General features: G+C 70.9%; 26 protein-coding genes. 14 read left to right on the top strand and 12 right to left on the bottom strand.

Going from position 1 to position 23,873, the window contains the following annotated elements; genetic code table 11:
* Nucleotides 1-26: 26 nt before the first annotated feature.
* Together ACGFIS_RS18525 and ACGFIS_RS18530 are read right to left on the bottom strand one after the other, a co-directional pair.
* Nucleotides 27-401: a VOC family protein gene (locus ACGFIS_RS18525; RefSeq protein WP_392899238.1), complete on the bottom strand. Its 375-nt coding sequence runs from the start codon at nt 399-401 to the stop codon at nt 27-29.
* Nucleotides 398-892 (bottom strand): ATP-binding protein, encoded by a 495-nt coding sequence (locus ACGFIS_RS18530; RefSeq protein WP_392971878.1) that lies wholly within the window; start codon nt 890-892, stop codon nt 398-400. Before ACGFIS_RS18530 ends, ACGFIS_RS18525 begins: the two co-directional genes overlap by 4 nt.
* 196 nt (nt 893-1,088) lie before the next feature.
* On the opposite strand from ACGFIS_RS18530, the gene ACGFIS_RS18535 reads away from it, so the two are divergent.
* The 4 genes from ACGFIS_RS18535 (at nt 1,089) to ACGFIS_RS18550 (ending at nt 3,543) form a co-directional block, all read left to right on the top strand.
* Complete coding sequence (locus tag ACGFIS_RS18535) at nt 1,089-1,943, top strand: helix-turn-helix domain-containing protein (protein ID WP_392899243.1); 855 nt, start codon at nt 1,089-1,091, stop codon at nt 1,941-1,943.
* Nucleotides 1,940-2,137 carry a DUF397 domain-containing protein gene (locus tag ACGFIS_RS18540; RefSeq protein ID WP_392899244.1) on the top strand — a complete coding sequence of 66 codons (198 nt, stop codon included), beginning with the start codon at nt 1,940-1,942 and terminating at the stop codon, nt 2,135-2,137. The genes ACGFIS_RS18535 and ACGFIS_RS18540 overlap by 4 nt, the downstream gene beginning before the upstream one ends.
* Nucleotides 2,134-2,319, top strand: coding sequence for a DUF397 domain-containing protein (locus tag ACGFIS_RS18545; protein ID WP_392899246.1), 186 nt, complete (start codon nt 2,134-2,136; stop codon nt 2,317-2,319). Before ACGFIS_RS18540 ends, ACGFIS_RS18545 begins: the two co-directional genes overlap by 4 nt.
* Nucleotides 2,320-2,652: 333 nt before the next feature.
* Nucleotides 2,653-3,543 carry a hypothetical protein gene (locus ACGFIS_RS18550; RefSeq protein ID WP_392899249.1) on the top strand — a complete coding sequence of 297 codons (891 nt, stop codon included), beginning with the start codon at nt 2,653-2,655 and terminating at the stop codon, nt 3,541-3,543.
* A 306-nt stretch (nt 3,544-3,849) separates the two neighbouring features.
* Here ACGFIS_RS18550 and ACGFIS_RS18555 read toward each other — a convergent pair whose 3' ends face one another.
* The 3 genes from ACGFIS_RS18555 to ACGFIS_RS18565 form a co-directional block, all read right to left on the bottom strand.
* On the bottom strand, nt 3,850-4,830 hold the full coding sequence (locus ACGFIS_RS18555; protein ID WP_392971880.1) for an aldo/keto reductase: 981 nt from the start codon (nt 4,828-4,830) through the stop codon (nt 3,850-3,852).
* A gap of 164 nt (nt 4,831-4,994) precedes the next feature.
* Nucleotides 4,995-5,702 carry a helix-turn-helix transcriptional regulator gene (locus ACGFIS_RS18560; RefSeq protein WP_392899255.1) on the bottom strand — a complete coding sequence of 236 codons (708 nt, stop codon included), beginning with the start codon at nt 5,700-5,702 and terminating at the stop codon, nt 4,995-4,997.
* Nucleotides 5,703-5,738: 36 nt separating this feature from the next.
* The gene (locus ACGFIS_RS18565; protein ID WP_392899257.1) at nt 5,739-6,689 is read right to left on the bottom strand and encodes an alpha/beta fold hydrolase; all 951 of its coding nucleotides are present in this window, start codon (nt 6,687-6,689) and stop codon (nt 5,739-5,741) included.
* 174 nt (nt 6,690-6,863) lie between these two features.
* Between ACGFIS_RS18565 and ACGFIS_RS18570 the strand changes: the two genes are divergently transcribed.
* Nucleotides 6,864-7,652: a 3-hydroxybutyrate dehydrogenase gene (locus tag ACGFIS_RS18570; protein WP_392899261.1), complete on the top strand. Its 789-nt coding sequence runs from the start codon at nt 6,864-6,866 to the stop codon at nt 7,650-7,652.
* An 11-nt stretch (nt 7,653-7,663) separates the two neighbouring features.
* Complete coding sequence (locus ACGFIS_RS18575; RefSeq protein WP_392899263.1) at nt 7,664-9,547, top strand: helix-turn-helix domain-containing protein; 1,884 nt, start codon at nt 7,664-7,666, stop codon at nt 9,545-9,547.
* A gap of 61 nt (nt 9,548-9,608) precedes the next feature.
* Here ACGFIS_RS18575 and ACGFIS_RS18580 read toward each other — a convergent pair whose 3' ends face one another.
* From ACGFIS_RS18580 to ACGFIS_RS18605, 6 genes are all read right to left on the bottom strand, one after another.
* On the bottom strand, nt 9,609-10,598 hold the full coding sequence (locus ACGFIS_RS18580) for a branched-chain amino acid ABC transporter permease (protein ID WP_392971882.1): 990 nt from the start codon (nt 10,596-10,598) through the stop codon (nt 9,609-9,611).
* A gap of 16 nt (nt 10,599-10,614) precedes the next feature.
* On the bottom strand, nt 10,615-11,478 hold the full coding sequence (locus ACGFIS_RS18585; protein WP_392899268.1) for a branched-chain amino acid ABC transporter permease: 864 nt from the start codon (nt 11,476-11,478) through the stop codon (nt 10,615-10,617).
* Between the two features lie 13 nt (nt 11,479-11,491).
* Nucleotides 11,492-12,730 carry an ABC transporter substrate-binding protein gene (locus ACGFIS_RS18590; protein WP_392899271.1) on the bottom strand — a complete coding sequence of 413 codons (1,239 nt, stop codon included), beginning with the start codon at nt 12,728-12,730 and terminating at the stop codon, nt 11,492-11,494.
* A 10-nt stretch (nt 12,731-12,740) separates the two neighbouring features.
* The gene (locus ACGFIS_RS18595; protein WP_392899274.1) at nt 12,741-13,433 is read right to left on the bottom strand and encodes an ABC transporter ATP-binding protein; all 693 of its coding nucleotides are present in this window, start codon (nt 13,431-13,433) and stop codon (nt 12,741-12,743) included.
* Entirely contained in the window at nt 13,420-14,193 is a 774-nt protein-coding gene (locus tag ACGFIS_RS18600) for an ABC transporter ATP-binding protein (RefSeq protein WP_392899277.1), read from the bottom strand. The genes ACGFIS_RS18595 and ACGFIS_RS18600 overlap by 14 nt, the downstream gene beginning before the upstream one ends.
* 285 nt (nt 14,194-14,478) lie before the next feature.
* Nucleotides 14,479-15,507 carry a PHP domain-containing protein gene (locus tag ACGFIS_RS18605; protein WP_392899280.1) on the bottom strand — a complete coding sequence of 343 codons (1,029 nt, stop codon included), beginning with the start codon at nt 15,505-15,507 and terminating at the stop codon, nt 14,479-14,481.
* Nucleotides 15,508-15,635: 128 nt separating this feature from the next.
* Between ACGFIS_RS18605 and ACGFIS_RS18610 the strand changes: the two genes are divergently transcribed.
* From ACGFIS_RS18610 to ACGFIS_RS18645, 8 genes are all read left to right on the top strand, one after another.
* On the top strand, nt 15,636-16,229 hold the full coding sequence (locus tag ACGFIS_RS18610) for a LuxR C-terminal-related transcriptional regulator (RefSeq protein ID WP_392899283.1): 594 nt from the start codon (nt 15,636-15,638) through the stop codon (nt 16,227-16,229).
* A 169-nt stretch (nt 16,230-16,398) separates the two neighbouring features.
* Nucleotides 16,399-16,956, top strand: a complete 558-nt coding sequence (locus tag ACGFIS_RS18615) for an acyltransferase family protein (protein ID WP_392971884.1) — start codon at nt 16,399-16,401, stop codon at nt 16,954-16,956.
* 66 nt (nt 16,957-17,022) lie between these two features.
* Entirely contained in the window at nt 17,023-18,030 is a 1,008-nt protein-coding gene (locus tag ACGFIS_RS18620; RefSeq protein WP_392899287.1) for an alpha/beta hydrolase, read from the top strand.
* A gap of 55 nt (nt 18,031-18,085) precedes the next feature.
* Nucleotides 18,086-19,267 (top strand): PucR family transcriptional regulator, encoded by a 1,182-nt coding sequence (locus tag ACGFIS_RS18625; RefSeq protein ID WP_392899290.1) that lies wholly within the window; start codon nt 18,086-18,088, stop codon nt 19,265-19,267.
* Nucleotides 19,268-19,389: 122 nt separating this feature from the next.
* Entirely contained in the window at nt 19,390-20,319 is a 930-nt protein-coding gene (locus tag ACGFIS_RS18630) for an ACP S-malonyltransferase (RefSeq protein WP_392899292.1), read from the top strand.
* Nucleotides 20,316-21,281: a beta-ketoacyl-ACP synthase III gene (locus ACGFIS_RS18635; RefSeq protein ID WP_392899294.1), complete on the top strand. Its 966-nt coding sequence runs from the start codon at nt 20,316-20,318 to the stop codon at nt 21,279-21,281. The genes ACGFIS_RS18630 and ACGFIS_RS18635 overlap by 4 nt, the downstream gene beginning before the upstream one ends.
* Nucleotides 21,282-21,337: 56 nt before the next feature.
* Nucleotides 21,338-21,601, top strand: coding sequence for an acyl carrier protein (locus tag ACGFIS_RS18640; RefSeq protein WP_392899296.1), 264 nt, complete (start codon nt 21,338-21,340; stop codon nt 21,599-21,601).
* An 89-nt stretch (nt 21,602-21,690) separates the two neighbouring features.
* Nucleotides 21,691-22,998, top strand: coding sequence for a beta-ketoacyl-[acyl-carrier-protein] synthase family protein (locus ACGFIS_RS18645; protein ID WP_392899299.1), 1,308 nt, complete (start codon nt 21,691-21,693; stop codon nt 22,996-22,998).
* A 288-nt stretch (nt 22,999-23,286) separates the two neighbouring features.
* Here ACGFIS_RS18645 and ACGFIS_RS18650 read toward each other — a convergent pair whose 3' ends face one another.
* On the bottom strand, nt 23,287-23,781 hold the full coding sequence (locus tag ACGFIS_RS18650) for a DUF3145 domain-containing protein (RefSeq protein ID WP_392899301.1): 495 nt from the start codon (nt 23,779-23,781) through the stop codon (nt 23,287-23,289).
* Nucleotides 23,782-23,873 lie beyond the last annotated feature (92 nt).

The following is a 23,873-nucleotide window of genomic DNA, read 5'->3' on the forward strand; positions in this document are numbered from 1 at the left end:
CCTCGGGGCCCTTCGGTGTTCGCGGGTCAGCCGGCCGCGGGCGTGAACACGCCGAAGGTGTTGCCGGACGGGTCCTGAAGGTAGGCGAACTTGAGGCCGGTGTTCGCGGTCACCGCGGGAAGGGCCACCTTGCCGCCGTGCTTTTCGGTCTCCGTGCAGATGGCGTCGACGTCCTCGACCATGACCAGGAACATCGCGTGCCTGCCGGACGCGTCGGCCTCGTGCGAGATGCCGCCCGTCGGGATGTCGGCGCCCGGGTAGCTGACCAGGTCGTAGCCGTCGCCGTCGGGGTTGACCTCGATCTTCCAGCCGAACAGGTCGCCGTAGAAGCGGCGGGCCTCCTCCGGCGCGTCGGTGCCGACCTGGAACCACGCAACGGTGTTGAACGCGGGAACGCTCATCGATCTCCTCCTTCGAACGCTGCGGGCACCAGCGTCCGGGAGCATTCCGACAACCCCCTGTCGGTGTTTCCGGGCGAGTTCCCAGCCGCTCGGAACTCCGCCCACACGACGGTGCGCGCCCCGTCCGCCCGGAATCCCCAGCCGTCCGACAGCGCTTCCACGAGCCACAGCCCGCGCCCGCTCTCGGCCCCGGTCTCCGCCCTGGGATGCGGGCGCCTGCCGCCCGCTCCGTCGTCGGCGACCTCCAGGCGGTAGAGGTCACCACCCGCCAGCAGGCTGATCGTCACCCGGCCACCGTCACCCGAGTCCGTGTGAACGATGGCGTTGGTAACGGTCTCGCTCCCGACCGTCACCAGGTCGTCCAGGCGGGGATGTGCCGCCGGCACCAGGTCCCGCAGGAACCGCCGTGCGTACCCCACGGACCTCCGGACACCCGGAAGCGTGAGCGAGCCGAGCACGACCAGCCCGCCGCTCACCACCACGCCACCCACGACACACCGCGCCGGACGACCGGCGACCTCCCCGTCTCGGGCGCTCCCATTCGTGCGCCTCCCTTCATTTCGGAGTCGCCCGCCACATTCGCCGCCCGATGCGCTCGTGTCCCCCGCCCTGAACGTTTCCGGATTGAACGTTCAATGCGCCGCCGTTCCGTATACGCACGACCACATTCGGTGACACGCTGGAGAGATGCCTTCCGGGAACGCCCCCACCGTTCGCCAGCGCCGGATCGGCTCGGCGCTCCGCAAAGCCCGCGACCAGCACAACCTGACCGTCGCCACCGTCGCCCGCCGCTTCGGCCGCTCCCAGGGCTGGCTGAGCATGGTCGAGAACGGCCTCCAGACCATCGCCCCCGAAGAACTCGCCGACCTCCTCGACTTCTACGACGTCGAGGACGGCCCCCTCCGCGACTCCCTCCTCCACCTCGCCACACACAAACCCGGTTCATGGAAACGTACGTACGAGTACCGGATCTCCGCTGCCGCCCTGGACTTGGCCAGCCTGGAAGAGGACGCAGCCGAGATCCGCACCTTCCAGCCCAATATCATCCCGGGACTGCTCCAGATCCCTGCCTACGCCGGGAAACTCATGGCCGTAGGCCCTGCCAGGAACTCCCTCACTGCCAGAACGCTGGTCGAATTCCGGATGTCTCGCCAGCAGGTGCTGAGCCGCCCTAATCCGCCCCGCTACGTGCCGATCATCGCGGAAACGGTTCTCGGCAATCAGGTTGGCGGCGATCCTGCGATCCTGCGTGCACAGCTACGGCAGCTGACAGAGGTCGCCCGGCTGGGACACGTGGATCTGCGCATCCTTCCCAGCACGGCCAGCGAATATCTCTCGCTCATCACCCCGTGTCATCTCATCTCTTTGCGTCCGCCCGGCCGACTCACCGTGACCGTTGGCGACTTCTACAACAAGAGCATCTTTGTAGAGGATGAGGACGAAGTTGCTTCTCACGAAGAGATTTTCGGCCTGCTGCTCTCTGCAACACTGTGCAGAACCGCTTCGATAGAACTCATAGACGAGATAGCGTCGAGATCATGAACCCTCCCGAACCGTCCCCGGAACTCTGGCGCAAGAGCACCTACAGCGGCGGCAACGAAGGCGAGTGCGTCGAAATCGCTGACCTCAACGACGACATCGGCATCCGCGACAGCAAGAACCCCACCAACGGACACCTCGTCCTCACCCGCCAACACTTCGCCGCCCTCCTCAAGCACCTGGCAATGCAGCCATGACCACCACGCCCCACTGGCGTAAGAGCAGCCACAGCGGCGGTCAGGAAGGCAACTGCGTCGAGATCGCCGACCTCAACCACCACATCGCTGTCCGCGACAGCGAAGCACCGGAAAGTGGCCACCTCTCCCTCACCCGCCAAGACTTCACCCGCCTCTTGGCACACCTGGCTTCACAGCCGTGATCGTGGGCCGGGACACAGGTGAGCTGATCCCTGGGTAAGACGGGTCCGGACCTGCCTGGGCGTCCGAGGAACGTTCTAACGGAATCACCTCGGAGTTTCGTGACCCGTCCGGTGGCCACTTCCGGCTGACTCAGACCCGCCCGATGTGTAGGGCATCGGTAGGCCGAGGTAGGGCGGGCTTCATTGTCTCCGTTTCAGGACGAGCGAACGGAGTGATCAGTAGGCTTCTCCGCTATGGGTTTTTGGCGGAGAAAAGAGGACAAGACGGGGCGGGCAGGATCGGGCACGGTCACTGCCGGACGGGCGTGGCGAGACGACGCTCTCGACGCGGCCGTGGACGCCGTCAGCCGCGGGGACTTCTCCACCGGGGCGCGGCTGCTGGCGCAGACGCGGAATGACCCGGAGCGGCGGACACTGTGCGTGATGGGTCTCGCCCAGGCTGCCGAGGGCCGCAGCACCGGCATCCGCGCCCTGGCGAGCGCGGACCCGCGGAATCCGGACCTGGCTTTGTGGCTGGGGCACACGATCGTCCTGGAGGCGTGGGGCATCCGCTCGATGGCGCTGGCCCGCTATGTGTCGCAACAGCAGTTCGCCGACTTTCACGCCACCCTGCGAACCGCCCACCATCCGTTGTCGACGGCTGCGCAGTTGCTCCCGCCCGATCCCGTTCCGTGGGTCTGCCTGCTGAGGTTCGCCAGAGGCCTTGAGCTTCCACGAAGCGACGCGGACGCGATCTGGCGCAACCTCGGCGGACGGTGGCCGACCTCGTATCACGGCACCTACCAGCGGATCCAGAGCGTGGCGAAGAAGTGGGGCGGCTCGCACGAGGCGATGCTGGAGTGCGCGCGGCAGGCCGCGGCGGCCGCCCCTCCGGGCGATCCCGTCACCGCGATGATCGCCATGGCCCACATCGAGGTCGCTTCCAGGAACATCGATGACGGGCTGGACGACGATTTCAACAGTCACCTCATGAAACCGGACGTACAGGTGGAGATTCGCGCCGCAGCGGAGAAATGGCTCGCGTCCGCACGGCCGCATCCCTACGACGTCGACGCCCATCACGTCTTCGGCTTCGCCTACTACCAGGCCGGTGATCGCGAGCGTGCACGCTTCCACCTGACAGCGGGCGGCCCACGGATCCCCATCATTCCATGGGGCTACGTAACCGGCGATGAAGTGGCCGATTTCATCGCGGCCTGCCGGCATCTGAAGATTCCGCTTTGAGGAGGGCCGGCAGTGGAACTGCGGGAAACGGAGGTTGACGGCGTCCCGACCTTCTGGCTCGAATCTGAGGAGAAACTTCGGGGTGAGCTGCGGGCGTGCGGGTGCTGCGGCGCTCGACCGCCGCGGCGGCGTACACGCGCGTCCTAGAGCGCCGCGCCCTCCCGTCACCACCTCGCCGCCCAGCCAGGATCCTGCCGAGAACGTGCTGCCTAGCCTGTTCGGGTTGCATCGGCTGCCTCCGCCGGTGAGATGGTTCGTCTTGGCGGCGGTGATCGCCGGGCTGGCGGTGGTGGTGTTCACCGGCCGCTAGAGCCAGGTGGGCAGGGAGCCCTCGGCGTAGCGGGCGCCGTAGCCGCCGGTCGGCAGGATGGCGGCGATGGCGTCCAGGTCGGCCTCGGACAGGGTCAGCTCGGCGGCGGCCGTGTTCTCCTCGACCCGCTCGGGGCTGCGGGTGCCGGGGATCGGGACGATGTCCTCGCCCTGGGCCAGCACCCAGGCCAGTGCGAGCTGGGAGACCGTCGCGTCCTTCGCGGCGGCCAGCTCGGCGAGCCGCTCGACGGCCGCCAGGTTCTTCTCGAAGTTGCCCGGCTGCCAGCGGGGATCGTGGTTGCGCATGTCGGTCGGGTCGTAGGACCCGGCGGGCTTGGCGGTGCCGGTGATGAAGCCGCGTCCCAGCGGGGAGTACGACACGAACCCGATGCCCAGCTCGCGCAGCACCGAGAACAGCTGCTCCACGTCCCGCTCGAACAGCGAGTACTCGGTCTGGAGGACGGACACGGGCTGGACGGCGTGCGCGCGGCGGATGGTCTGCGGGCCCGCCTCGCTCAGCCCGAAGTACTTCACCTTGCCCGCCTCGATCAGCTCCTTGACCGTGCCGGCGACGTCGTCGATCGGGACGTCCGGGTCGACGCGGTGCTGGTAGAGCACGTCGATGTGGTCGACGTCCAGGTAGCGGAGGCTGTTGTCGGCGACCTTGCGGATGTTGTCCGGGCGGCTGTCGAGGCCGGAGATCCTCCCGGACGACAGGTCGAACCCGAACTTGGTCGCCAGGACGACCTCGTCGCGGAAGTCCTTGACCGCCCTGCCGACGAGGATCTCGTTGGAGCCGGTGCCCAGGCCGTAGAGCTCGGCGGTGTCGAAGAAGGTGACGCCCAGCTCGTACGCGCGCCTGATGGCGGCGATGCCCTCCTGCTCGTCAGCAGGACCGTAGGCGATCGTCAGGCCCATCGTGCCGTAGCCGATCGCCGAGGCCACCAGGCCCTGGCGGCCCAGAGTGCGCTTCTGCACGACCAATCCTTTCTCGCAAGCAACGCATTCACGTCCACTCTCGCAGCAAAGCGGCCGGGCGGTGCGCCCGGCGTCCGCGTTCGCCGCTGCGCCTGGCCGCCCGTGATCGCGGGGTCGCACGCCTCCTCCGTCCTGCGGGAGCGCCGCGTCTCCGGCGGGTGTGCTCAGACGAACTCCAGGGGGCGGACGACGTAGTCGGGTGGGATGTCGCCGTGCATGGACTCGGTGGAGCGGTCCGGGGCGGTCTCCTCCAGGAGGGCGGCGCGGCGGACGCGGTCGGTGCGGAACACGCGGCGGCCGCCGCGCAGGCGGCACCAGGCGTTCAGATACCAGCCCTTGCCGGACGCGGTGAACGTGACGGGCTCGACGTCGCGTTCGGTCTCGGTGCCCGCCCCGTCGACGTAGGTGAGGCGGACCACCCGGCGGGCCAGGACGGCCTCCTCCAGCACGGCCGGCACGGACGCCTGGTCGTCGTCCCCGGCGGGGCCGAGGATGCGGATGCGGGCGGCCAGTGCGCGGGCCGAGGCGCCGTCGTCCGCCGACATCGCGGCGACGATCTTGTGCAGGGCGGTGCGGGCGGAGCGGGAGTACGGTGAGCCGCCCGCGCGGGACAGGGTGATCGCGACGGCGACGGCCTCGGCGGGGGTGAAGTTCAGCGGCGGCAGCGTGCGGCTCTTGTCGAGGGTGTAGCCGCCGCCTCGGCCGACGTCCGCGAAGATCGGCACGCCGGCCTGCTGGAGCGCGCCGATGTCGCGCTCGATCGTGCGGACGCTCACCTCGTACCGCGCGGCCAGCTCCCGCGCGGCGAGGCGGCGAGGCGCGCAGGCGCGCAACTCCTCCACCAGGGCGTAAAGACGGTCCGTGCGGTTCACGCGCCGAGCGTACGCGCCGGGTCCGACATTTCCGGGTCAGAGGGCGCGGAGGAAGGTGATCATGGCGTCGTTGACCTCGGTGGGGCGTTCCTGCTGCAGCCAGTGGCCGCAGCCCTCCAGCCAGACGGTATCGCGGAGGTTCGGCACGAAGTCGGTCATGGAGTCGATCACCTGGCGGGCGCCGACCGAGACGATGTCGCGGTCTCCGGCGATGAACAGCGCGGGCGGGCCGACGGGGGCGCGGTGCCAGGCGGCGGTGAGCTCCCAGTTGCGGTCGAGGTTGCGGTACCAGTTGACCGGGCCGGTGAAGCCGCTGCCGGCGTACTCCTCGACGTAGGCGTCGATGTCGGCGGCGGTGAGCCACCCGGGAAGCTTCTCCGGGTCCGGGAGGACGTCGAGGATCCCGCCGCCGTCGGGCGCGACCAGCGGCGGGCACGGCCCATCGCCGGACATCCCGTACAGCATCCGGCGGAAGGTTGCCGCCCGGTCGCGGTCGAACGCCGCCTCCGGGACGTCCGGCTCCTGGAAGCGGACCATGTAGAAGCCGTCGCCGAACAGGCGGCGCATGGACTCGACGGGCGGCCTGCTGCTGCGCGGGCGGTGCGGGACCGACATCCCGATCACCCCGCGCACCTTGTCCGGGCGCATCTGCGCGGTGGCCCAGGCGACGGGCGCACCCCAGTCGTGGCCGGCGACGACGGCGCGGTCGGCGCCGAGGGCGTCGATGAGCCCGATCGCGTCTCCGGTCAGGTGCAGGAGCGTGTACTCGCCGGGTTCCGCGGGGCCGCCCGTCCGGGCGTAGCCGCGCTGGTCAGGGGCGACGGCGTGGTAGCCGGCCTCGGCGAGCGCGATGAGCTGGTGACGCCAGGAGTACCAGCACTCCGGGAAGCCGTGCAGGAGCAGCACGAGGGGACCCTCGCCCGCCTCGGCGACGTGCATGCGCAGCCCGCTCTTCGACGTGACGAAGCGGTGCGTGATCTCGGTCATCGATACCCCTCGCGGCATGGGCGGACCGTGCGTGCCAACCGTAGCCGCACCGGATTTCGCCCGGGACGTGGGATGAGGAACCCGGGGTGAATACCCCTTGGCCATACCGGCGGCCATCGGATTGTGTGGCCGCGCCACATGGGACCCCGGGGCCGCGCTCCATAGGTTCTGCGCATGACGAGCGTGACGCCGCGGCCGGCCGCGGGCACTCCGGGGACGCTGGATCTGTCGGGCCGGCGCGCCCTGGTCACCGGCGGCGCGGGCGGCATCGGCCGCGCGTGCGCGCGGCGGCTGGCGGCGGCGGGTGCCAACGTGGTGGTGGCCGATATCGACGGGGAGGCGGCGGAGCGCACGGCGGCCGAGATCGGCGGGATCCCGCTGCTCGCCGACCTGGCCGACACGGAGGCGCTCGGCGGGCTGGCGACCGGCGTCGACATCCTGGTCAACAACGCGGGCATCCAGCATGTGGCCCCGGTCCACGACTTCCCGCCCGAGACGTTCGCGCGGATCATGCGGCTGATGGTGGAGGCTCCGTTCCGTCTCGCCCGGGACGCGCTGCCCGGCATGTACGAGCGGGGCTGGGGACGCGTCGTCAACATCTCGTCCGTCCATGGGCTGCGTGCGTCGCCTTTCAAGGCCGCTTATGTGACCGCCAAACACGGTCTGGAGGGGCTGTCCAAGGTGATCGCGCTGGAAGGCGCCCCGCACGGCGTGACGTCCAACTGCGTCAACCCCGCGTATGTCCGGACCCCACTGGTGGAGCGGCAGATCGCCGACCAGGCGCACGCGCACGGCATGCCGCCGGACGAGGTCATCGAGCGCGTCATGCTTGAGCATGCGGCGGTGAAACGGCTGATCGAGCCGGACGAAGTAGCGGAACTCGTCGCATATCTGTGCTCGCCGCCCGCGTCGATGATGACGGGCGTGTCCCTCGGCCTCGACGGCGGCTGGACGGCGCATTGACAATGGCCCGTATGACCTGCGGCGTCTTCCTCGAACTGCTGGCCCGTGAGGCCTCACCCGTCGAGTTCGAGGGTCCCCTCGTCCAGGCGCGGGCGGAGGGCGCGCCGCCCGCCGTCCTGGCGGAGCTGGAGTCGGCCAAGCTGGCGGCGCTGCGGGTCCGGGCGGTGATGCGGCGGCACGTCCGGCGGGAGGCGGAGCTGGAGGCGCTGTTCGACACCGCCGGGGACCTGGCGGGGCTCCGCGACCTCGACGCCGTGCTGGAGGCGATCACCCGCCGCGCCCGGCGGCTCCTGAACGCCGACATCGCCTACCTGACGCTGAACGACGACGAGCGCGGCGAGACCTACATGCGGGTCACGGACGGCTCGGTGTCGGCGGCGTTCCGGAGGCTGCGGCTGCCGATGGGCACCGGGCTCGTCGGCCTGGTCGCGCAGACCGCGATGCCCTACACCAGCGCGCACTATCTCGGGGACGAGCAGTTCCAGCACCGCGGATTCATCGACGACGCGGTCGCCGAGGAGGGCATCGTCGCGATCCTGGGCGTGCCCATGCGGCTGGGCAGCCGCGTCATCGGCGTTCTGACCGCCGCGCACCGCAGCGAGCGTCCGTTCGACCCGGAGGAGGTGGCGCTGCTCGGGTCGCTGGCCGCGCACGCCGCGGTGGCGATCGACAACGCCCGCCTTCTGCAGGAGACCCGCACCGCGTTGGAGGAGCTGAGCGCGGCCAACGAGGAGGTCAAGGCGCGCAGTGCGGCCGTAGAGAGGGCGGCGCGCGCGCACGACCGCATGACCGCCGTCGTCGTTCGCGGCGGCGGCGTGGAGGACGTCGGCGCCGTCGTGACCGAGTTGCTGGGCGGCACCCTGCACGTCCTGGACGCGGACGGCCGCCAGCTCGCGACGACGGGCGCCGTGTCGGCTCCCCTCAGCGCCGACGAACTCGTCGGGGTCTCGGCGTCGGCGCACTCTGCGCGCGCGCAAGGCCGCACCGTCAGACGTGGCGATCTGTGGATCGCGTCGGTGTCCACGGGCGACGAGATGCTGGGGACGCTGGTGCTGCGCACCGCGGACGAGTTGTCGGACGCCGATCAGCGGATCCTGGAACCGGCCGCGCTCGTCACCGCGCTGCTGCTGCTGTTCCAGCGCAGCGTGACCGAGGCGGAGGGCCGGGTCCGCGGCGAACTCCTGGACGACCTGCTCTCGGGCCGCCAGACCGGGGCCGAGGCGCTCATGTCCCGCGCGCGGCGCGTGAACGTCGACCTGAGCGCCCCGCACGTGGTGCTGTGCGCGAAGTACGGGTCGCAGGAGTACCGGCAGCGGGCCGCGTTCTGGGCGTCGTCCTACGCGGCCGTGGAGCACGGTCTCGCCGCGTCCCGCGCCGAGGAGATCGTCCTGCTGCTGCCCGGCGACCGCCCGGGAGAGACGGCCCGCTGGGTCGCCAAGGAGCTGGGCGCCTCCCTCGGCGGCCCCGCCACGATCGGCGCCGCCGGCCCGGTGCGCGGTCCGGCCGATGTCGCGTCCGCCCACCGGGAGGCGCAGCGCTGCGCGGACGCCCTGCGGTCCCTCGGACGACTCGGAGACGGAGCCGACGCGACCGAACTCGGCTTCGTCGGCCTCCTGATCGGCGACGACCGGGACGTGCCGGGCTTCCTCTCCAGTGCCCTCGGCTCGGTCCTCGCTTACGACGAGCGGCGCGGCACGGCGCTCGTCCGGACGCTGGAGGCCTACTTCGGGACCGGTGGCAGCCTGTCGAGGACGGCCGGGCTCCTGCACATCCACGTCAACACCGTCAGCCAGCGCCTGGACCGCATCGCCCACCTCCTGGGCGAAGACTGGCAGACCCCCGAACGCGCCCTGGAACTCCAGCTGGCCCTCCGCCTCCACCGCCTCTCCCGCTGACCCGCGGCATGTCGCCCTTATGAGCATCGGCATAAGGGCGACACGGCGCGGGTGAACGTGCTCAGACGGGGGCGTCGACCTTTGGGGTCGCGGTCTTCTCGGTGGCGGGGTCCTGGGACGTCCGGGCGGCGATCAGGTCGCGGGCGGTGCCCCAGACACCGCGGCGGAACAGCAGGACGACCAGGATGAAGATGGCGCCGGTGATGATCCCGGTCTCCTCGAACCCGGCCGTGGCCAGGTAGTCGTGCAGTTCCACGATCAGGGCCGCGCCGATGGCGCCGCCCCACAGGGTGCCGATGCCGCCGAGGACGACCATCATCACGGCCTGCCCGGAGGTCGTCCAGTAGACGCCCTGCAGGGACGCGAAGCCGTGGCTGATGGTGAACACGCCGCCGGCGAGGCCCGACAAACCCGCGGACAGGACGAACGCGAGCAGCTTGTACCGGTCGATGCTGTATCCGAGTGCCCGCGCCCTGGCGGGGTTGTCGCGGATGGACATCAGCACTCGTCCGAACGGGGAACGGACGATGCGCCACGCGGCGAACAGTCCGGCCAGGATGAAGGGGAGGCCCGCGTAGTAGAAGAAGAACGGGTCGGACAGGTCCAGCCCGAACAGTTCCTTGGGGATGCCTTGCAGTCCGTTCTCTCCACCGGTCGCGTCCCGCCACTGGTTGGCGACGAAGTAGACCATCTGGGCGAAGGCCAGGGTGACCATCGCGAAATAGATGCCGCGAAGCCGGACGGACAGGAAGCCGATCGGAACGGCGAGGACGGCCGCGAAGACCGCCCCGCCCAGGACGGCGACGGGGAACGGCAGGCCGGAGTGCAGCGCGATCAGTCCCGTGGCGTACCCGGAACCGCCCCAGAACGCGGCGTGCCCGAACGACAGCAGCCCGGTGAAGCCGAGCAGCAGGTCGACGGCGGCGGCGAACAGCGCCCAGCAGGCGATGTCCATGGCGACCGGCGGGTAGACGAACCACGGCAGGCCGAGCGCCACCAGCAGCCCGATGGCCAGCAGGACCGGACGTCCCGCGAGTTTCGACAGGATCACTTCGTCTCCTCGGCGGTCAAATCGTCGCCTCTTCGCGGCCGAACAGGCCGGCGGGGCGCCACAGCAGCACGGCGGCCATCAGGATGAACACCAGCGTCTGCGAGAGCGACGGGACGTAGTAGTTGCCGAGCGCCGACACGAGCCCGACGGCGAAGCCCGCGGCGACCGACCCGAACACCGAGCCGAGGCCGCCGATCACCACCACGGCGAACACCGTGATGATCAGGTCGCTGCCCATCAGCGGGTTGACCGCCCGCATCGGCGCGGCCAGGACCCCGGCGAAGCCGGCCAGCGCGACACCGAACCCGAAGACGGGCGTCACCCAGCGGGCGACGTCGATGCCGAGCGCGCGGGTCAGTTCGGGCCGCTCGGTCGCCGCCCGGACGATCATCCCGACGCGGGTCCGGGTGAGGACCACCCACACCGTCCCGCACACCAGCAGGGACAGCGCGAGCACGAACACCTGGTAGGCCGGGTAGGTGAACAGTCCCAGGTCGAGGGAGCCGCGCAGCGCGGACGGGCGCGGGTACGGCTGCGACTGCACGCCGTACTGCCGTTTGACGAGGTCCTGCAGGATCAGGGCGAGGCCGAAGGTGAACAGGAAGTTGTAGAGGGGATCGAGGGGCGCCAGGCGGTGGATGAACAGCCGTTCCAGCACCACGCCCACCACGCCGAGCACGACGGGGACGAGCGGCAGCGCCAGCCAGAAGCTCACCCCGAACGAGTCGAGCAGCACGTAGGAGCCGAACGCCCCGAGCATGTAGAACGCGCCGTGGGCGAAGTTGACCACGTGCAGCATCCCGAAGATGACGGACAGGCCGAGGGCGAGCAGGGCGTAGAACGCCCCGCCCACCAGGCCGTTGAACGCCTGCTGAAGCACGTCGCGGCCCGCCTCAGAGCTTGCAGGCCGGGTCGGGCTGCTGGAACGCCTCGGCCGCCGGGATCGTCTTGACGATCTTCTCGTAGTCCCACGGCTCCTTGACCTCCCCGGCCGGCTTCACCTCCGCGACGTAGGCGTCGTGGGTGAGCAGGTGGTCGGCGGCCCGGATGGTGCCGGTGGAGGTGAAGATGTCGTCGACCTTGTGCCCTTCGAGCTGCTTGACCACCCCGTCGGACTTGTCGGTGCCGCCGCGCTGCACGGCCTCCAGGTACTGCAGCGCCGCCGAGTAGTCCGCCGCGTGGACGGACGTCGGCCGCGTCCCCGTCTTGGCCTTGAACTTGTCGGCCCAGGCGCGGTTGCCCTCGTCGGCGTTCCAGTACCAGAAGTCGGTGAACCGCGTCCCGGCCAGGGCGTCCGGGGTGAGGGAGTGGATGTCGGTGAGGAACATCAGCCCCACCGCGAGGCCCACGCCCTTGTCGCGCAGCTTGTACTCGTTGTACTGCTTCACCAGGTTGACCAGGTCACCGCCCGCCTGCATGGCGCCGAGCACGTCCGGCTTGGGGTCGAGGTTCGGGGCCTTCAGCAGGAACGTGGAGAAGTTGTCGTTGGGGAAGGGAGTCGGGTCGCTCTTCACCACCGTGCCGCCGGCCGCCTTGACGGCCTCGCCGAACGTCTTCTCCATGTCCTGCCCGAACGCGTAGTCCGGGTAGACGATGTACCAGTTCTCGGCGCCGTCCTGGGTCACTCCGGTGCCGGTGCCGTGGGCCAGCATGTAGCTGTTGTAGCCGTAGTGGAAGGTGTACTTGTTGCACTGCTTGCCTTCCAGCTCCGTCGTGGCGGCGCCGACGTCGATGAACACCTTCTTCTTCGTCTTGGCGACGTTGGCGACGGCGAGCGCGGCCGACGACGTCGGCACGTCCACGATCAGGTCGGCCTGCCGCCGGTCGTAGAGCTCCTGCGCCTTGGAGTTGGCGATCTCCGGCTTGTTCTGGTGGTCGGCGGAGATGACCTCGATCTTGCCGGTCACCGCCTTGTCGCCGTACTTGGCCTTGAAGTCGGCCACGGCCATCTTCACCGCCTCGACGGCGTTCTTGCCCGACAGGTCGGCGTACACGCCCGACTGGTCGGTCAGCACCGCGAGGACGACCTTGTCGTCGCTGATCTTGCCGCCGCCCCCGCCGGGGCCGCCCCCGCATGCGGCCAGCATCATTCCGGCGGTCGCGAGCGCGGCCGAACGTCCGAGAAGTCTCATCAGGGCTCTCCTAGATTCCGAGGTACTGCAGGAGTTCGTTCTCGCGGGCGAGGACCTCGTCGTTGTCCATGGACTCGACGATCCGGCCCTCGGCGAGCAGGTGGTGGCGGTCGGCGACGGTGGCGGCGAAGTGGACGTTCTGCTCGATGAGCAGGACGGTCACCCCCGCGGCCTTGACCTCGCGGAGGATCTCGCCGATCTGGGCGACGATCAGCGGCGACAGGCCCTCGGTGGGCTCGTCGCACAGCAGCAGCCGGGCACCCGTCCGCAGCACCCTGGCCAGCGCGAGCATCTGCTGCTCGCCGCCCGACAGCTTCGTCCCGGGGAACCGGCGCCGCTCACGCAGCTTCGGGAACGTCTCGTACACCCGCTCCAGCGGCCACGGATCCTTGCCCGTGACCGGGGGCAGCGTGAGGTTCTCCTCCACCGAGAGGGTGGCGAAGACGCCGCGGTCGTCCGGGACGTAGCCGAGGCCGCGGCGGCTGCGCTTGTGCGGGCTCAGCGCGGAGATGTCCTCGTCCAGGAACCGCACCGTCCCGGTCACTTCCTGGTGGAGCCCCATCAGGCTGCGCAAGAGGGTGGTCTTGCCGGCGCCGTTGCGCCCGACGAGAGTGACGATCTCGCCCTCGCCCACGTCCAGCGACACATCGCGCAGTGCCTGCGCCTCGCCGTACCAGGCGGACAGTCCGTCAACGCTCAGCATTGGAGTCTCCGAGGTAGGCGGTGACCACGCGGGGGTCGTGACGGATCTCGGCGTAAGGGCCCTCGACGAGGACCTGTCCGTGCTGAAGCACCGTGACCTGGTCGGCGAGGCTGGAGACGACGCTCATGTTGTGCTCGACCAGCACCACCGTGCGGCCCTCCCTCACGCGCTGGATGAGCGCGACGGTGCGGTCGACGTCCTCCACGCCCATGCCGGCGGTCGGCTCGTCGAGCAGCAGCACCTTCGGGTCGAGCGCAAGGGCCAGGGCCAGTTCGAGTGCCCGTTTGCGCCCGTACGCCAGGGAGCCCGCGGGAGTCTCGCCGTGCTCGCCCAGGCCGACCTGTTCGAGCAGTTCGGCCGCGCGCCCGGAGAAGCGTGCGAGCGCGCCGTCCGACCGCCAGAACCGCCAGCCGAGCCCGGTGCGTCCCGCCAAGGCCAGCTCCACGTGCTGCCTGGGGGTCAGCTCGGCGAACAGGCTCGTGATCTGGAACGACCGGGCGAGCCCGAGCCGCGCGATCCGTTCCGGTCTCCGCCCGGCCAGCTCGTGATCGCCGAGCCGGACACTGCCCGCCGTCGGCTTCAGGAACCCGGTCAGCAGGTTGAACAGCGTCGTCTTGCCGGCACCGTTGGGGCCCACCAGCGCGTGGACCGCACCCTCGGCGATGTCGAGGTCCACGCCGTCGACGGCCCGGAAGCCGCGGAACTCCCGGATCAGCCCGCGCGCCTGCAGAACCGGGCCCTTCGGGACGGGGTCGCCCATTCGCCCTCCTAGCGCTCGTCCAGGTGGCCCGAGCCACACTCGGGCCGCCGTGACCGGGAACGCTAGGTGGCGCCCGAACGCCGGACCATGTGAGCGGAACCCATATTGGGACCCTTGAACACGGGTGTGACCCACATCACTCGCAGGTCGCAACCATCGGCACATGGCGGGCATCGCCGATATGTGGTCTCACCACGTGGCGGCAGCTCAACGCGGCGGCCCTGCGGCTTTCGCTCCCGAACCGGAACACGGCCCGGCCGGGCCATCGCCAGACCCGCCGAGGGCTCAGAGCTTGGTGCTCGTCCAGGCGAGCAGGTCGCCGGCCGGAAGGGTGTTGACGATCTGGGACGCGGGGACGGCGCAGCGGGCGGCGCGTTCGCAGCCGAAGGGCTGCCAGTCGAGCTGACCGGGGGCGTGGGCGTCGGAGTCGATGGAGAAGCGGCAGCCCGCCTCGACGGCGAGGCGCAGGAGGCGCTTGGGCGGGTCGAGGCGTTCCGGCCGGGAGTTGATCTCCACGGCGACGTCGTAGGCGGCGCAGGCGTCGAAGACGAGGGCGGCGTCGAACTCCGATTCGGGGCGCAGCCCGCCGCGTTTGCCGCCGGCCTTGACGATGCGTCCGGTGCAGTGGCCGAGGACGTTCACACGCGGGTTCGCGATCGCGGCGACCATGCGTTTCGTCATGGCGACGCGGTCCATGCGGAGTTTCGAATGGACGCTGGCGACGACGACGTCCAGCCGGTCGAGGAGCGCCGGGTCCTGGTCGAGGGTTCCGTCCTCCAGGATGTCGACCTCGATGCCGGTGAGAATGCGAAACGGCGCCAGGTCCTCGTTGAGTTCGGCCACGACGTCGAGCTGGCGGCGGAGGCGGTCGGCGGACAGGCCGCCGGCGACCTTGAGCCGTGGCGAATGGTCGGTGAGGGCGAGGTACTCGTGGCCCAGGGCGCGGGCCGTTTCGGCCATCTCCCGGATCGGGGATCCGCCGTCCGACCAGTCGCTGTGGGTGTGCAGATCGCCTTTCAGCGCGGCGCGGAGGGCGGCGGCGGCCTCGTCCAGCGGCTCGCCGTCGGTGGCCTCCAGCCGGCGCAGGTAGACGGGCGTCTCACCGCGCATCGCCTCCTCGATCACCAGAGCGGTGACCTTGCCGATGCCGGGCAGCGCGGTCAGCGTGCCCTCGCGGGCACGGGCGGCGAGTTCGTCCGGGGGCGTCTTCCCGGCGAGGTCGGCGGCGGTGCGGAACGCCCGCACGCGGTAGGTCGGCTCATGGGCGCGCTCCAGCAGGAACGCGATACGGCGCAGCGCTTCGACGGGCTCCACGCATCGCACGGTACCCAGGTATGACAGGACGTGTCCCACCACGGTGTCATCCGGGGTGGTCGTCCGGTCTCTAGCCTGGTCGTCATGGCCGGGGGCAAGTCCGAGGACGAGCCGAACCTCCTGCGCCCATGGCCGCCGGGCATCGAGTACACCGAGGGCGGGGCCTGCGCCGCGTCGCCGAACTTCGTCCCGAGGTGGTCCTGATGGACGTCCGGATGCCGGTCATGGACGGGCTGGAGGCGACCCGCCGGCTCCTCACGGGCGCCGGCGCCGCCGCCGATGGCGACGCACCGAGGATCCTCATGCTCACCACGTTCGACCTGGACGACTACGTCTACGAGGCGCTGCGGGCTGGGGCCAGCGGGTTCCTGCTGAAGGACGCGTCCGCGACGGAGCTGGCGGACGCGGTGCGGGTCGTGGCGGCGGGCGACGCGCTGCTGTCACCGTCGATCACCCGGCGGCTCATCGCGGAGTTCTCCCGGCTGGGCGGGCGGAGGGCGCCGTCCCGCAAGCGGCTGGACGAGCTGACCGAGCGGGAGACCGAGGTGCTGACGCTGGTCGCGCGCGGGTTGTCCAACGGCGAGATCGCCGGGGAACTCGTCGTCGCCGAACAGACCGTCAAGACGCATTTCGGGCGGATCCTGATGAAGCTCGGGCTGCGCGACCGCCCGCAGGCGATCGTCTACGCCTACGAGGTGGGGCTGGTCCGTCCCGGCGACTGATACCCGGGTCTGACGGCGGCGGCCCCGGCGGTCGCGGCCGTCTGGAAACGGCTCGGCCTGTGGGGCGCCGCCCTGCTCGTCGCCGCGACCGCCGCGATCGACCTCGGCCGCTTCGCCCTCGACACGCCCGGGTGGACGGGCTGAGCCACCGTCCTCACCGGCTGGGCTCGTGCCGTTCTACCTCGGCGCCGGCTGGGCGGACGGGGCACTCGGCTCCCGCCGGGCCGGGTTCGCCCTGCTGGGCGGGGGCGGCGCGGCGACCGCCCTGCTGATCCTCTTCGCGGGATATCCGGCGAGCATGGTCGGCGTGCCGGGCGCGGCGGTGTCCAACCTCAGCCCTCCCACGCTGGCGGCGGTCGCCTTCGGCCTCGCCCAGACCGGCCTGGCCCTGCTGCTGCACGGACCGCTGGCCGCCTGGACGCGACGCGCCCGGATCCGCTCGGTGGTCCGCGCCGCCAACCGTTCCGCCATGACGATCTTCCTGTGGCACCAGACGGCGCTGCCGGCCGTCACCGCGGGATCGCTGCTCGCGTTCGGCGGCCTGCCGGGGCTGCACACCGCACCCGACCGGCCCGCGTGGATCGCGGAACGGCTGCCCTGGCTGGCGGTCTGCGCCGTCGCGCTCGCCGCGCTATGGGCCCTGGTCCGCGACTTCGAACGCCCGCGCCGCCCCGCGCGTGACGCGGACCACACGACGAACATGATCCCGGGCCCGTACATCTCATGAAGAGTCCCCCGCAGCCGGGTACCCGCCTCCGTCCGCCAGGCGATCTTGGATGGTAGAAAGACGAGGATGCCGCCACGCAAGACGATCTCGCCGCGCGCCCGACGGCTCCGAAGGGCCCTGGCCTGCGCCGCGTCCATCTCGGGCGTCATGCTGACGACGGCCGGGACCGGTCACGCCGACCCCTACGCCCCGCCCGCCGACCTCCCCGAGATGGCGCCCTCGACGCTGGACGTCCGGTACACCGCCGAACGCCGGTCCATCGAGAAGGCACTCGAAACGGCACAGGAGATAGGCGACGCCGACCGCATGCGGGCCCTCGGCGCGTTCCTCCGGCCGGGACGCCGCTTCCTGCGCTTCGACCCGCGCGGCGGCGGACGGGCCGTCGAGGTCATCGGCGACCTCACCAGGGCACGGCGGGTCGCGGTCCTCGTCCCCGGCGCCGACACCACACTGACGGCGTTCGACGAGCGCGGCGACAAACCGTGGTCGACCCCCGGCGGAGGGGCACGCGCCGTCTACGCGCAGGCCCTCGCCGAGTCACCGCGTCCGGAGCTGGCGGTCGTGGCGTGGCTCGGATACGCGGCCCCGGAAACGTTCAGCAGCGACGTCATCACCGGCGACCGCGCCGACGAAGGAGCCGAGCGGCTGCGGCGCTTCCTGAAGGGCGTGCACAAGGTCAACCCGTCCGCCGGCGTCGGCCTGCTCTGCCACAGCTACGGCTCGGTGGTCTGCGGCCGCGCGGCACTGGACGGTCCAGGCGGACCCGCCTGGCGGCAGGTCACCGACATCGCCCTCTACGGCAGCCCCGGCACGACGGCGTGGTCGGCCGCGAGACTGAGCGGCGCCGCGCGGATCTGGGCCGGGCGGGGGGCGTCCGACTGGATGGAGGACGTCCCGCACGTCCGCATCCTCGGCCTCGGCCTCGGCCCCGACCCGGTCTCGTCCTCGTTCGGCGCCCGGGTCTTCGACGCCGGAACCGGCGGCCACAGCGACTACCTCGAACCGGGTACGACGTCGCTGCGGAATCTCACCGGCATCGCGCTCGGGGAGGCCTCCGATGTCACTCCGGGATGACACCGGTTACTTACTTTGGGACGGGTCACCTCCGGGGTGGTGGCACTCTGGGGTTGTGGACACCGCGAGCGAGGCCGAGATCCGGGAGCAGACCACCCAGCGCCTGGAGAAGGCGATGGGGACGTTCGGCACCGCGGCCTTGAGCAGCATGGAGGAGCATCTTCCCTGGTTCCGGCGCATGCCCGCCGACCAGCGCTCCTGGATCGGCCTCGTCGCCCAGGCGGGCATCGCGGCGTTCGTCGAGTGGTTCAAGAACAACGAGCAGACCCGTCCGGCCATCGCGGGCGAGGTGTTCGGCACCGCGCCGCGCGAGCTGCTCCGCGCCATCAAGCTCCATCACACGATCGACATGATCCGCGTCATCATCGACGTGGTGGAGACCCGGCTCGGCGAGCTGGCCGCCCCCGGCGGGGAGGCCCAGCTGCGCGAGGCCATCCTGCGCTACACACGCGACGTGGCCTTCGGCGCCGCCCAGGTGTACGCGCGCGCCGCCGAGACGCGCGCCGCCTGGGACGCGCGGCTGGAGGCCCTGGTCGTCAACGCGGTGCTGCGCGGCGAGGTCGACGACGGCATGCACTCCTGGGCCGCGGCCCTCGGCTGGACGTCCAAGCCCGTCACCGTCATCGCCGGGTTCACGCCGGAGGACGAGGAGCCCGAGGTCACCATCGACCAGATGCAGCTGGCGGCACGCCGCGCGCGCGCCGACGTGCTGGCCGGCGTCCAAGGGCGCCGGGTCATCGTCATCGTCGGCGGCGACACCGACCCCTTGGAGGCGGCGCGTCCCATCGCCGCCAAGTGCGGTCCGGGCCCGGTCGTCGTCGGCCCGCAGGTCGCCGACCTCTACGACTCCACCCGCTCCGCGCAGGCCGCCGTGGCCGGGCTCCGCGCCGCCGCCGGCTGGCCGGACGCGCCCCGTCCCGTCCCGGCGACGGAACTGCTGCCCGAACGCGCCCTGGACGGCGACGACGATGCGCGCCGCCACCTGGTGGACAACGTCTATAACCCGATGCTCGCCGCGGGCGCCCCGCTCCTCGACACCCTCACCACCTACCTCGAACAGGGCTCGTCGCTCGAGGCCACCGCGCGCCTGCTGTTCGTCCACCCCAACACGGTCCGCTACCGCCTCCGCCGCGTCAGCGAACTGACCGGCCTGGCCCCCACCGACGGCCGCAACGCCTTCACCCTCCGCATGGCCCTGGTCCTGGGCCGCTTCCAAGCCCGCTCCGCCCACGGCTGAACCCGGCTGCGGGGTTCGCCCCAAAAAGACCCCAGCTTGTAGGTGTCGTACAAAGGGCCTCGACCAAAGTTCGTGGTGATCCGCATCGTGGTCGGAGGGGCGTTGGCGGCAGGCTGGAGGCTGTGATTCTCCTCGCATCGCCCGGCCAGGGCGCCCAAACCCCCGGCTTTCTGCAGCCATGGCTAGAGATACCCGGAGTCGCCGACCGTCTCGCCTGGTGGTCGGCCGTCACCGGGCTCGACCTGGTCCGGTACGGAACGGAGGCCGACGCCGAGGAGATCCGTGACACCGCCGTGGCGCAGCCGCTGCTGGTCGCCGCCGCGCTCGCCGCCTACGAGGTCCTCTACGAGGACGGCGCCCGCGAAGACCGGGGGCCGGACGCCGTCGCCGGGCACAGCGTCGGGGAACTGGCCGCCGCCGCGATCGCCGGGGTGCTGAGCCCCGAGGCCGCGCTGGTCCTCGTCCGGGAGCGGGGACGGGCGATGGCCGAGGCCGCCGCCGTCACCGAGACGGGGATGACCGCCGTGCTCGGCGGCGACACCGACGAGGTCCTCGCCTCCATCGACAAGCACGGCCTCACCCCCGCCAACGTCAACGGCGCCGGGCAGATCGTCGCCGCCGGGACGATGGAGAAGCTCGCCGAGTTCGCGAACGAGCCGCCCGCCAAGGCGCGGCTGCGCGCGCTGTCGGTCGCCGGGGCGTTCCACACCGAGCACATGGCGCCCGCCGTCGACACGCTCCGCCGCCTCGCGCCCGGCGCACCCGTCGCCGACCCGCGGACGCGGCTGCTGCAGAACCGCGACGGCGCCGTCGTCGAGTCCGGGGCCGGCTTCGTGGAGCGGCTCGTCGAGCAGGTCAGCGCCCCCGTCCGCTGGGACGCCTGCATGGACACCATGCGGGAGATCGGCGTCACCGCGATCATCGAACTGCCGCCCGCCGGGACGCTGACCGGGCTCGCCCGCCGCGAACTGAGCGGAGTCGAGCGGGTCGCCCTCAAGACCCCCGAGGACCTGGACAAGGCCCGCGAGCTGATCAAGGCGGACGCGGCATGAGCGCACTGAGCATCCCCGCGGCGACGCCCGGCGCCCGCATCCTGGCCTTCGGCGACTACCGGCCCGCCCGGATCGTCACCAATGACGAGATCGCGCAGACCGTCGACACCGACGACGAGTGGATCCGCAGCCGCGTCGGCATCGCCGAACGCCGCATCGCCGGCGACGACGAGGGCATCGTCGAGCTGGGCGTGCACGCGGGCGGCAAGGCCCTGGCGGGCAGCGGCCTGGCCCCGTCCGACATCGACCTCGTGATCCTGGCCACATGCTCGGCGGAGTCGCCGATGCCCGGCCACGCCCCGCAGGTCGCACACCGCCTCGGCATCGACGCGCCCGGCGCGTTCGACATCAACGCCGCCTGCGCCGGCTTCTGCTACGCCCTCGCCACCGCGAGCGCCGCGGTCCAGGCGGGCAGCGCGCGCAACGTGCTCGTCATCGGCTCGGAGAAGATGTCCCAGTGGATCGACTGGACCGACCGCTCCACCTGCATCATCTTCGCGGACGGGGCGGGCGCGGCGGTCGTGTCCGGCAGTGACTCCCCCGGCATCGGCCCGGTCGTGTGGGGCAGCGCCGGCGACAAGTACGACAAGATCATCATCGAGGACCGGCGCTCGTTCATCCGGCAGGAGGGGCAGGCGGTGTTCCGCTGGGCGACCACCGCCATCGCCCCGGTCGCGGCCGAGGCCTGCGAACGCGCCGGGATCAAGCCGGCGGACCTCGCCGCCGTCGTCCCGCACCAGGCCAACCTGCGGATCATCGAGGCGATCGCCCGCAAGGTGAAGGCCACCAACGCCGTCGTGGCCGACGACATCGTCCAGTCCGGCAACACCTCGGGGGCCTCCATCCCGCTGGCCCTCTCCCGCATGATCGAACGCGGCGACGTGCCGTCCGGAGCCCCCGCCCTGCTGGTCGGGTTCGGTGCCGGACTGTCCTACGCTGCCCAAGTCATCCAGATCCCGTAGGCCGTCACGCCTGCTCGCAGGCTCTGGACCAACCCACCGAAGGAGAACGCGGAACCATGGCAGTCGCCACCGAACAGCAGATCCTGGACGGCCTCGCCGAGATCATCGACGACATCGTCGGCATCGACAAGTCCGAGGTGACCCCGGACAAGAACTTCATCGACGACCTCGACATCGACTCGCTGTCGATGGTGGAGATCGCCGTGGCCGCGCAGGACCAGTTCGGCGTCGAGATCCCCGACGACGAGCTGCGCAACCTGAAGACGGTCAAGGACGTCATCAACTTCGTTCAGAACCTCCAGACCGCGTCCAAGAGCTAGAACGCGGGGACGGCGCGCCGCCGTACCGGTCCGGACCGGTACGGCGGCGCGCCCGGCCCTCTCCCCACCGTCCGCAAGGAGCACCTGCTATGAGCAAGAGCCAGACCAGAGTCGTCGTGACGGGTCTCGGTGCAACGACCCCACTCGGCGGAGACGTGCCGTCGACCTGGTCCGCCCTGCTCGCCGGCGAGTCCGGGGTCCGCACACTGGACTGGGAGGGCGTCGAGGACCTGCCCGTCCGGTTCGCCGCGACGCTGAAGGTCGACCCGTCCGAGGTCATGCCCAAGCAGGCGCTGCGCCGGCTCGACCGCAACCAGTCGATCGCGCTGATCGCCGCCCGCGAGGCGTGGACCGACGCGGGATTCGCCCCGCCCACCTCCCGCAAGACCAAGAAGCCGGAGGAGCAGTCCGGCGTCGAAGGCGGCTTCGCCGTGGACGGTGAGCGTCTCGGCGTCGTGTTCTCCAGCGGCATCGGTGGCCTGCACACCGCGCTCAACAGCTACGACGTCTACCGGGAGAAGGGCTGGTCGCGGGTCTCGCCCTTCACCGTCCCGATGCTGATGCCGAACGGCGCGTCCGGGCACGTCGGCATCGAGTTCGGCGCGATGGCCGGCTCGCACGCCCTGGTCAGCGCCTGCGCGTCCAGCGGCGAGGCGGTCGGCTACGCGATCGACATGATCCGCGCGGGCCGCGCCGACGTGGTGATCTGCGGCGGCACCGAGTCCTGCATCCACCCGCTGCAGATGGCCTCGTTCGGCGCGATGCGGGCGATGTCCACCCGCAACGAAGAGCCTGAGCGCGCGTCCCGTCCCTACGACAAGAACCGCGACGGGTTCGTGCTCGGCGAGGGCGCCGCCGTGCTGATCCTGGAGTCGGAGGAGCACGCCCGCGCCCGCGGCGCGCAGATCAACGGCTTCGCGGCCGGCTGCGGCTACTCCGGCGACGCCTACGACATCGTGCTGCCCGACCCGAGCGGTTCCGGGCAGGCCAAGGCGATGCAGCGCGCCCTCAAGGACGCCGGCCTGGACGCCGCCGACATCGTGCACATCAACGCGCACGCCACCTCGACCCCCGCCGGCGACGTCGCGGAGCTCGCCTCCATCAAGGCGGGGCTCGGCGAGGAGGCCGCCTCCCAGGTCGCCGTCACCGCCACCAAGTCGATGACCGGGCATCTGCTCGGCGGCGCCGGCGCGCTGGAGTCGCTGTTCACGGTCCTCGCGCTGAAGGAGGGGCTCATCCCGTTCGTCGCCAACCTGGAGGACGTCGACGACGGCGTCGACCTGGACATCGTGCGCGACGAGCCCCGCAAGATCCCGGGCGGCCCCGCCGCGGCGCTCAACAACTCGTTCGGTTTCGGCGGCCACAACGTCTCCGTCGCCTTCGAACGCTGTGTCTGATTGCAGTTCCCTTGGCGTCAGGCGCTAGAGCGCCTTCCTTCGGCGGGAACCGCGGTGCGATCGCTGCATCGCTCCGGCTCGCCTAGAGGCTCGCTGCGCGATCAGGTTTCTCGCTTCGCTCGAAACCTGCCTTCGGACGCGTTCGCGACTGCTCAGGTTGTCGCGGGGTTGCGGTGTGGGCTGAGGCGCATGGGAGAGACGGCGATCGCACCGCATTGCCCGCCGACGTAGGGCCGCGGCGCCCTTGGCGTCAAGCGCTGCAGCGCTTGACGCCAAGGGCACTGCGAACTAAACCGCCGCGTGAAGCCAGCGGACGGGTGCGCCGTCCCCGGCCCGGCGGAAGGGCTCCAGTTCGTTGTCCCACGGCGTGCCGAGCAGACGCTCCAGCTCGTTCTCCAGTGTGATCTTGCCGACGGCGGCGTTGGCCATGACGGAGCGGAGCCGGTCCTCGGGGATCATGATGTCGCCGCTGGCCCCGATGGTGCCGGTGAACACCCCCAGGGACGGGGTGAAGCTGAAGCGGACGCCGTCGCTGCCGGGGGTGGGGTCCTCGGTGGCCTCGAAGCGCACCAGCTTCCAATTTCGCAGCGCCGAGGTGATGCCCGCGGCGGTGCCGGGGCTGCCCTCCCAATGCAGCTCGGCGCGCAGCGTTCCCGGCGCGGCCGCCTGATCCGCCCATTCAAGGGAAACGGGCACACCGAGAACACCTGCGGCGGCCCACTCGATGTGAGGGCTCAGCGCAGGCGGCGCGGAGTGGACGTAGAAGACGCCACGTGCGGTCACCGGACCTCCTGGATCTGTACCGAGGCTCGTCTTCCCCTACGGCCTCGTACGTCCCAAGTCGGCGTCCGCGTCCCTCATTGTGCATCATCGGC

The organism is Spirillospora sp. NPDC048824, from assembly GCF_043198455.1.
Classification (GTDB): Bacteria; Actinomycetota; Actinomycetes; order Streptosporangiales; family Streptosporangiaceae; genus Spirillospora.

Coding starts and splice junctions, on each gene's coding strand:
- ACGFIS_RS18525 (WP_392899238.1), bottom strand. CDS start 401: ATGAGCGTTCCCGCGTTCAACACCGTTGCGTGGTTCCAGGTCGGCACC.
- ACGFIS_RS18535 (WP_392899243.1), top strand. CDS start 1,089: ATGCCTTCCGGGAACGCCCCCACCGTTCGCCAGCGCCGGATCGGCTCG.
- ACGFIS_RS18540 (WP_392899244.1), top strand. CDS start 1,940: ATGAACCCTCCCGAACCGTCCCCGGAACTCTGGCGCAAGAGCACCTAC.
- ACGFIS_RS18545 (WP_392899246.1), top strand. CDS start 2,134: ATGACCACCACGCCCCACTGGCGTAAGAGCAGCCACAGCGGCGGTCAG.
- ACGFIS_RS18565 (WP_392899257.1), bottom strand. CDS start 6,689: ATGACCGAGATCACGCACCGCTTCGTCACGTCGAAGAGCGGGCTGCGC.
- ACGFIS_RS18570 (WP_392899261.1), top strand. CDS start 6,864: ATGACGAGCGTGACGCCGCGGCCGGCCGCGGGCACTCCGGGGACGCTG.
- ACGFIS_RS18575 (WP_392899263.1), top strand. CDS start 7,664: ATGACCTGCGGCGTCTTCCTCGAACTGCTGGCCCGTGAGGCCTCACCC.
- ACGFIS_RS18590 (WP_392899271.1), bottom strand. CDS start 12,730: ATGAGACTTCTCGGACGTTCGGCCGCGCTCGCGACCGCCGGAATGATG.
- ACGFIS_RS18595 (WP_392899274.1), bottom strand. CDS start 13,433: ATGCTGAGCGTTGACGGACTGTCCGCCTGGTACGGCGAGGCGCAGGCA.
- ACGFIS_RS18600 (WP_392899277.1), bottom strand. CDS start 14,193: ATGGGCGACCCCGTCCCGAAGGGCCCGGTTCTGCAGGCGCGCGGGCTG.
- ACGFIS_RS18610 (WP_392899283.1), top strand. CDS start 15,636: ATGGCCGCCGGGCATCGAGTACACCGAGGGCGGGGCCTGCGCCGCGTC.
- ACGFIS_RS18620 (WP_392899287.1), top strand. CDS start 17,023: ATGCCGCCACGCAAGACGATCTCGCCGCGCGCCCGACGGCTCCGAAGG.
- ACGFIS_RS18635 (WP_392899294.1), top strand. CDS start 20,316: ATGAGCGCACTGAGCATCCCCGCGGCGACGCCCGGCGCCCGCATCCTG.
- ACGFIS_RS18640 (WP_392899296.1), top strand. CDS start 21,338: ATGGCAGTCGCCACCGAACAGCAGATCCTGGACGGCCTCGCCGAGATC.
- ACGFIS_RS18645 (WP_392899299.1), top strand. CDS start 21,691: ATGAGCAAGAGCCAGACCAGAGTCGTCGTGACGGGTCTCGGTGCAACG.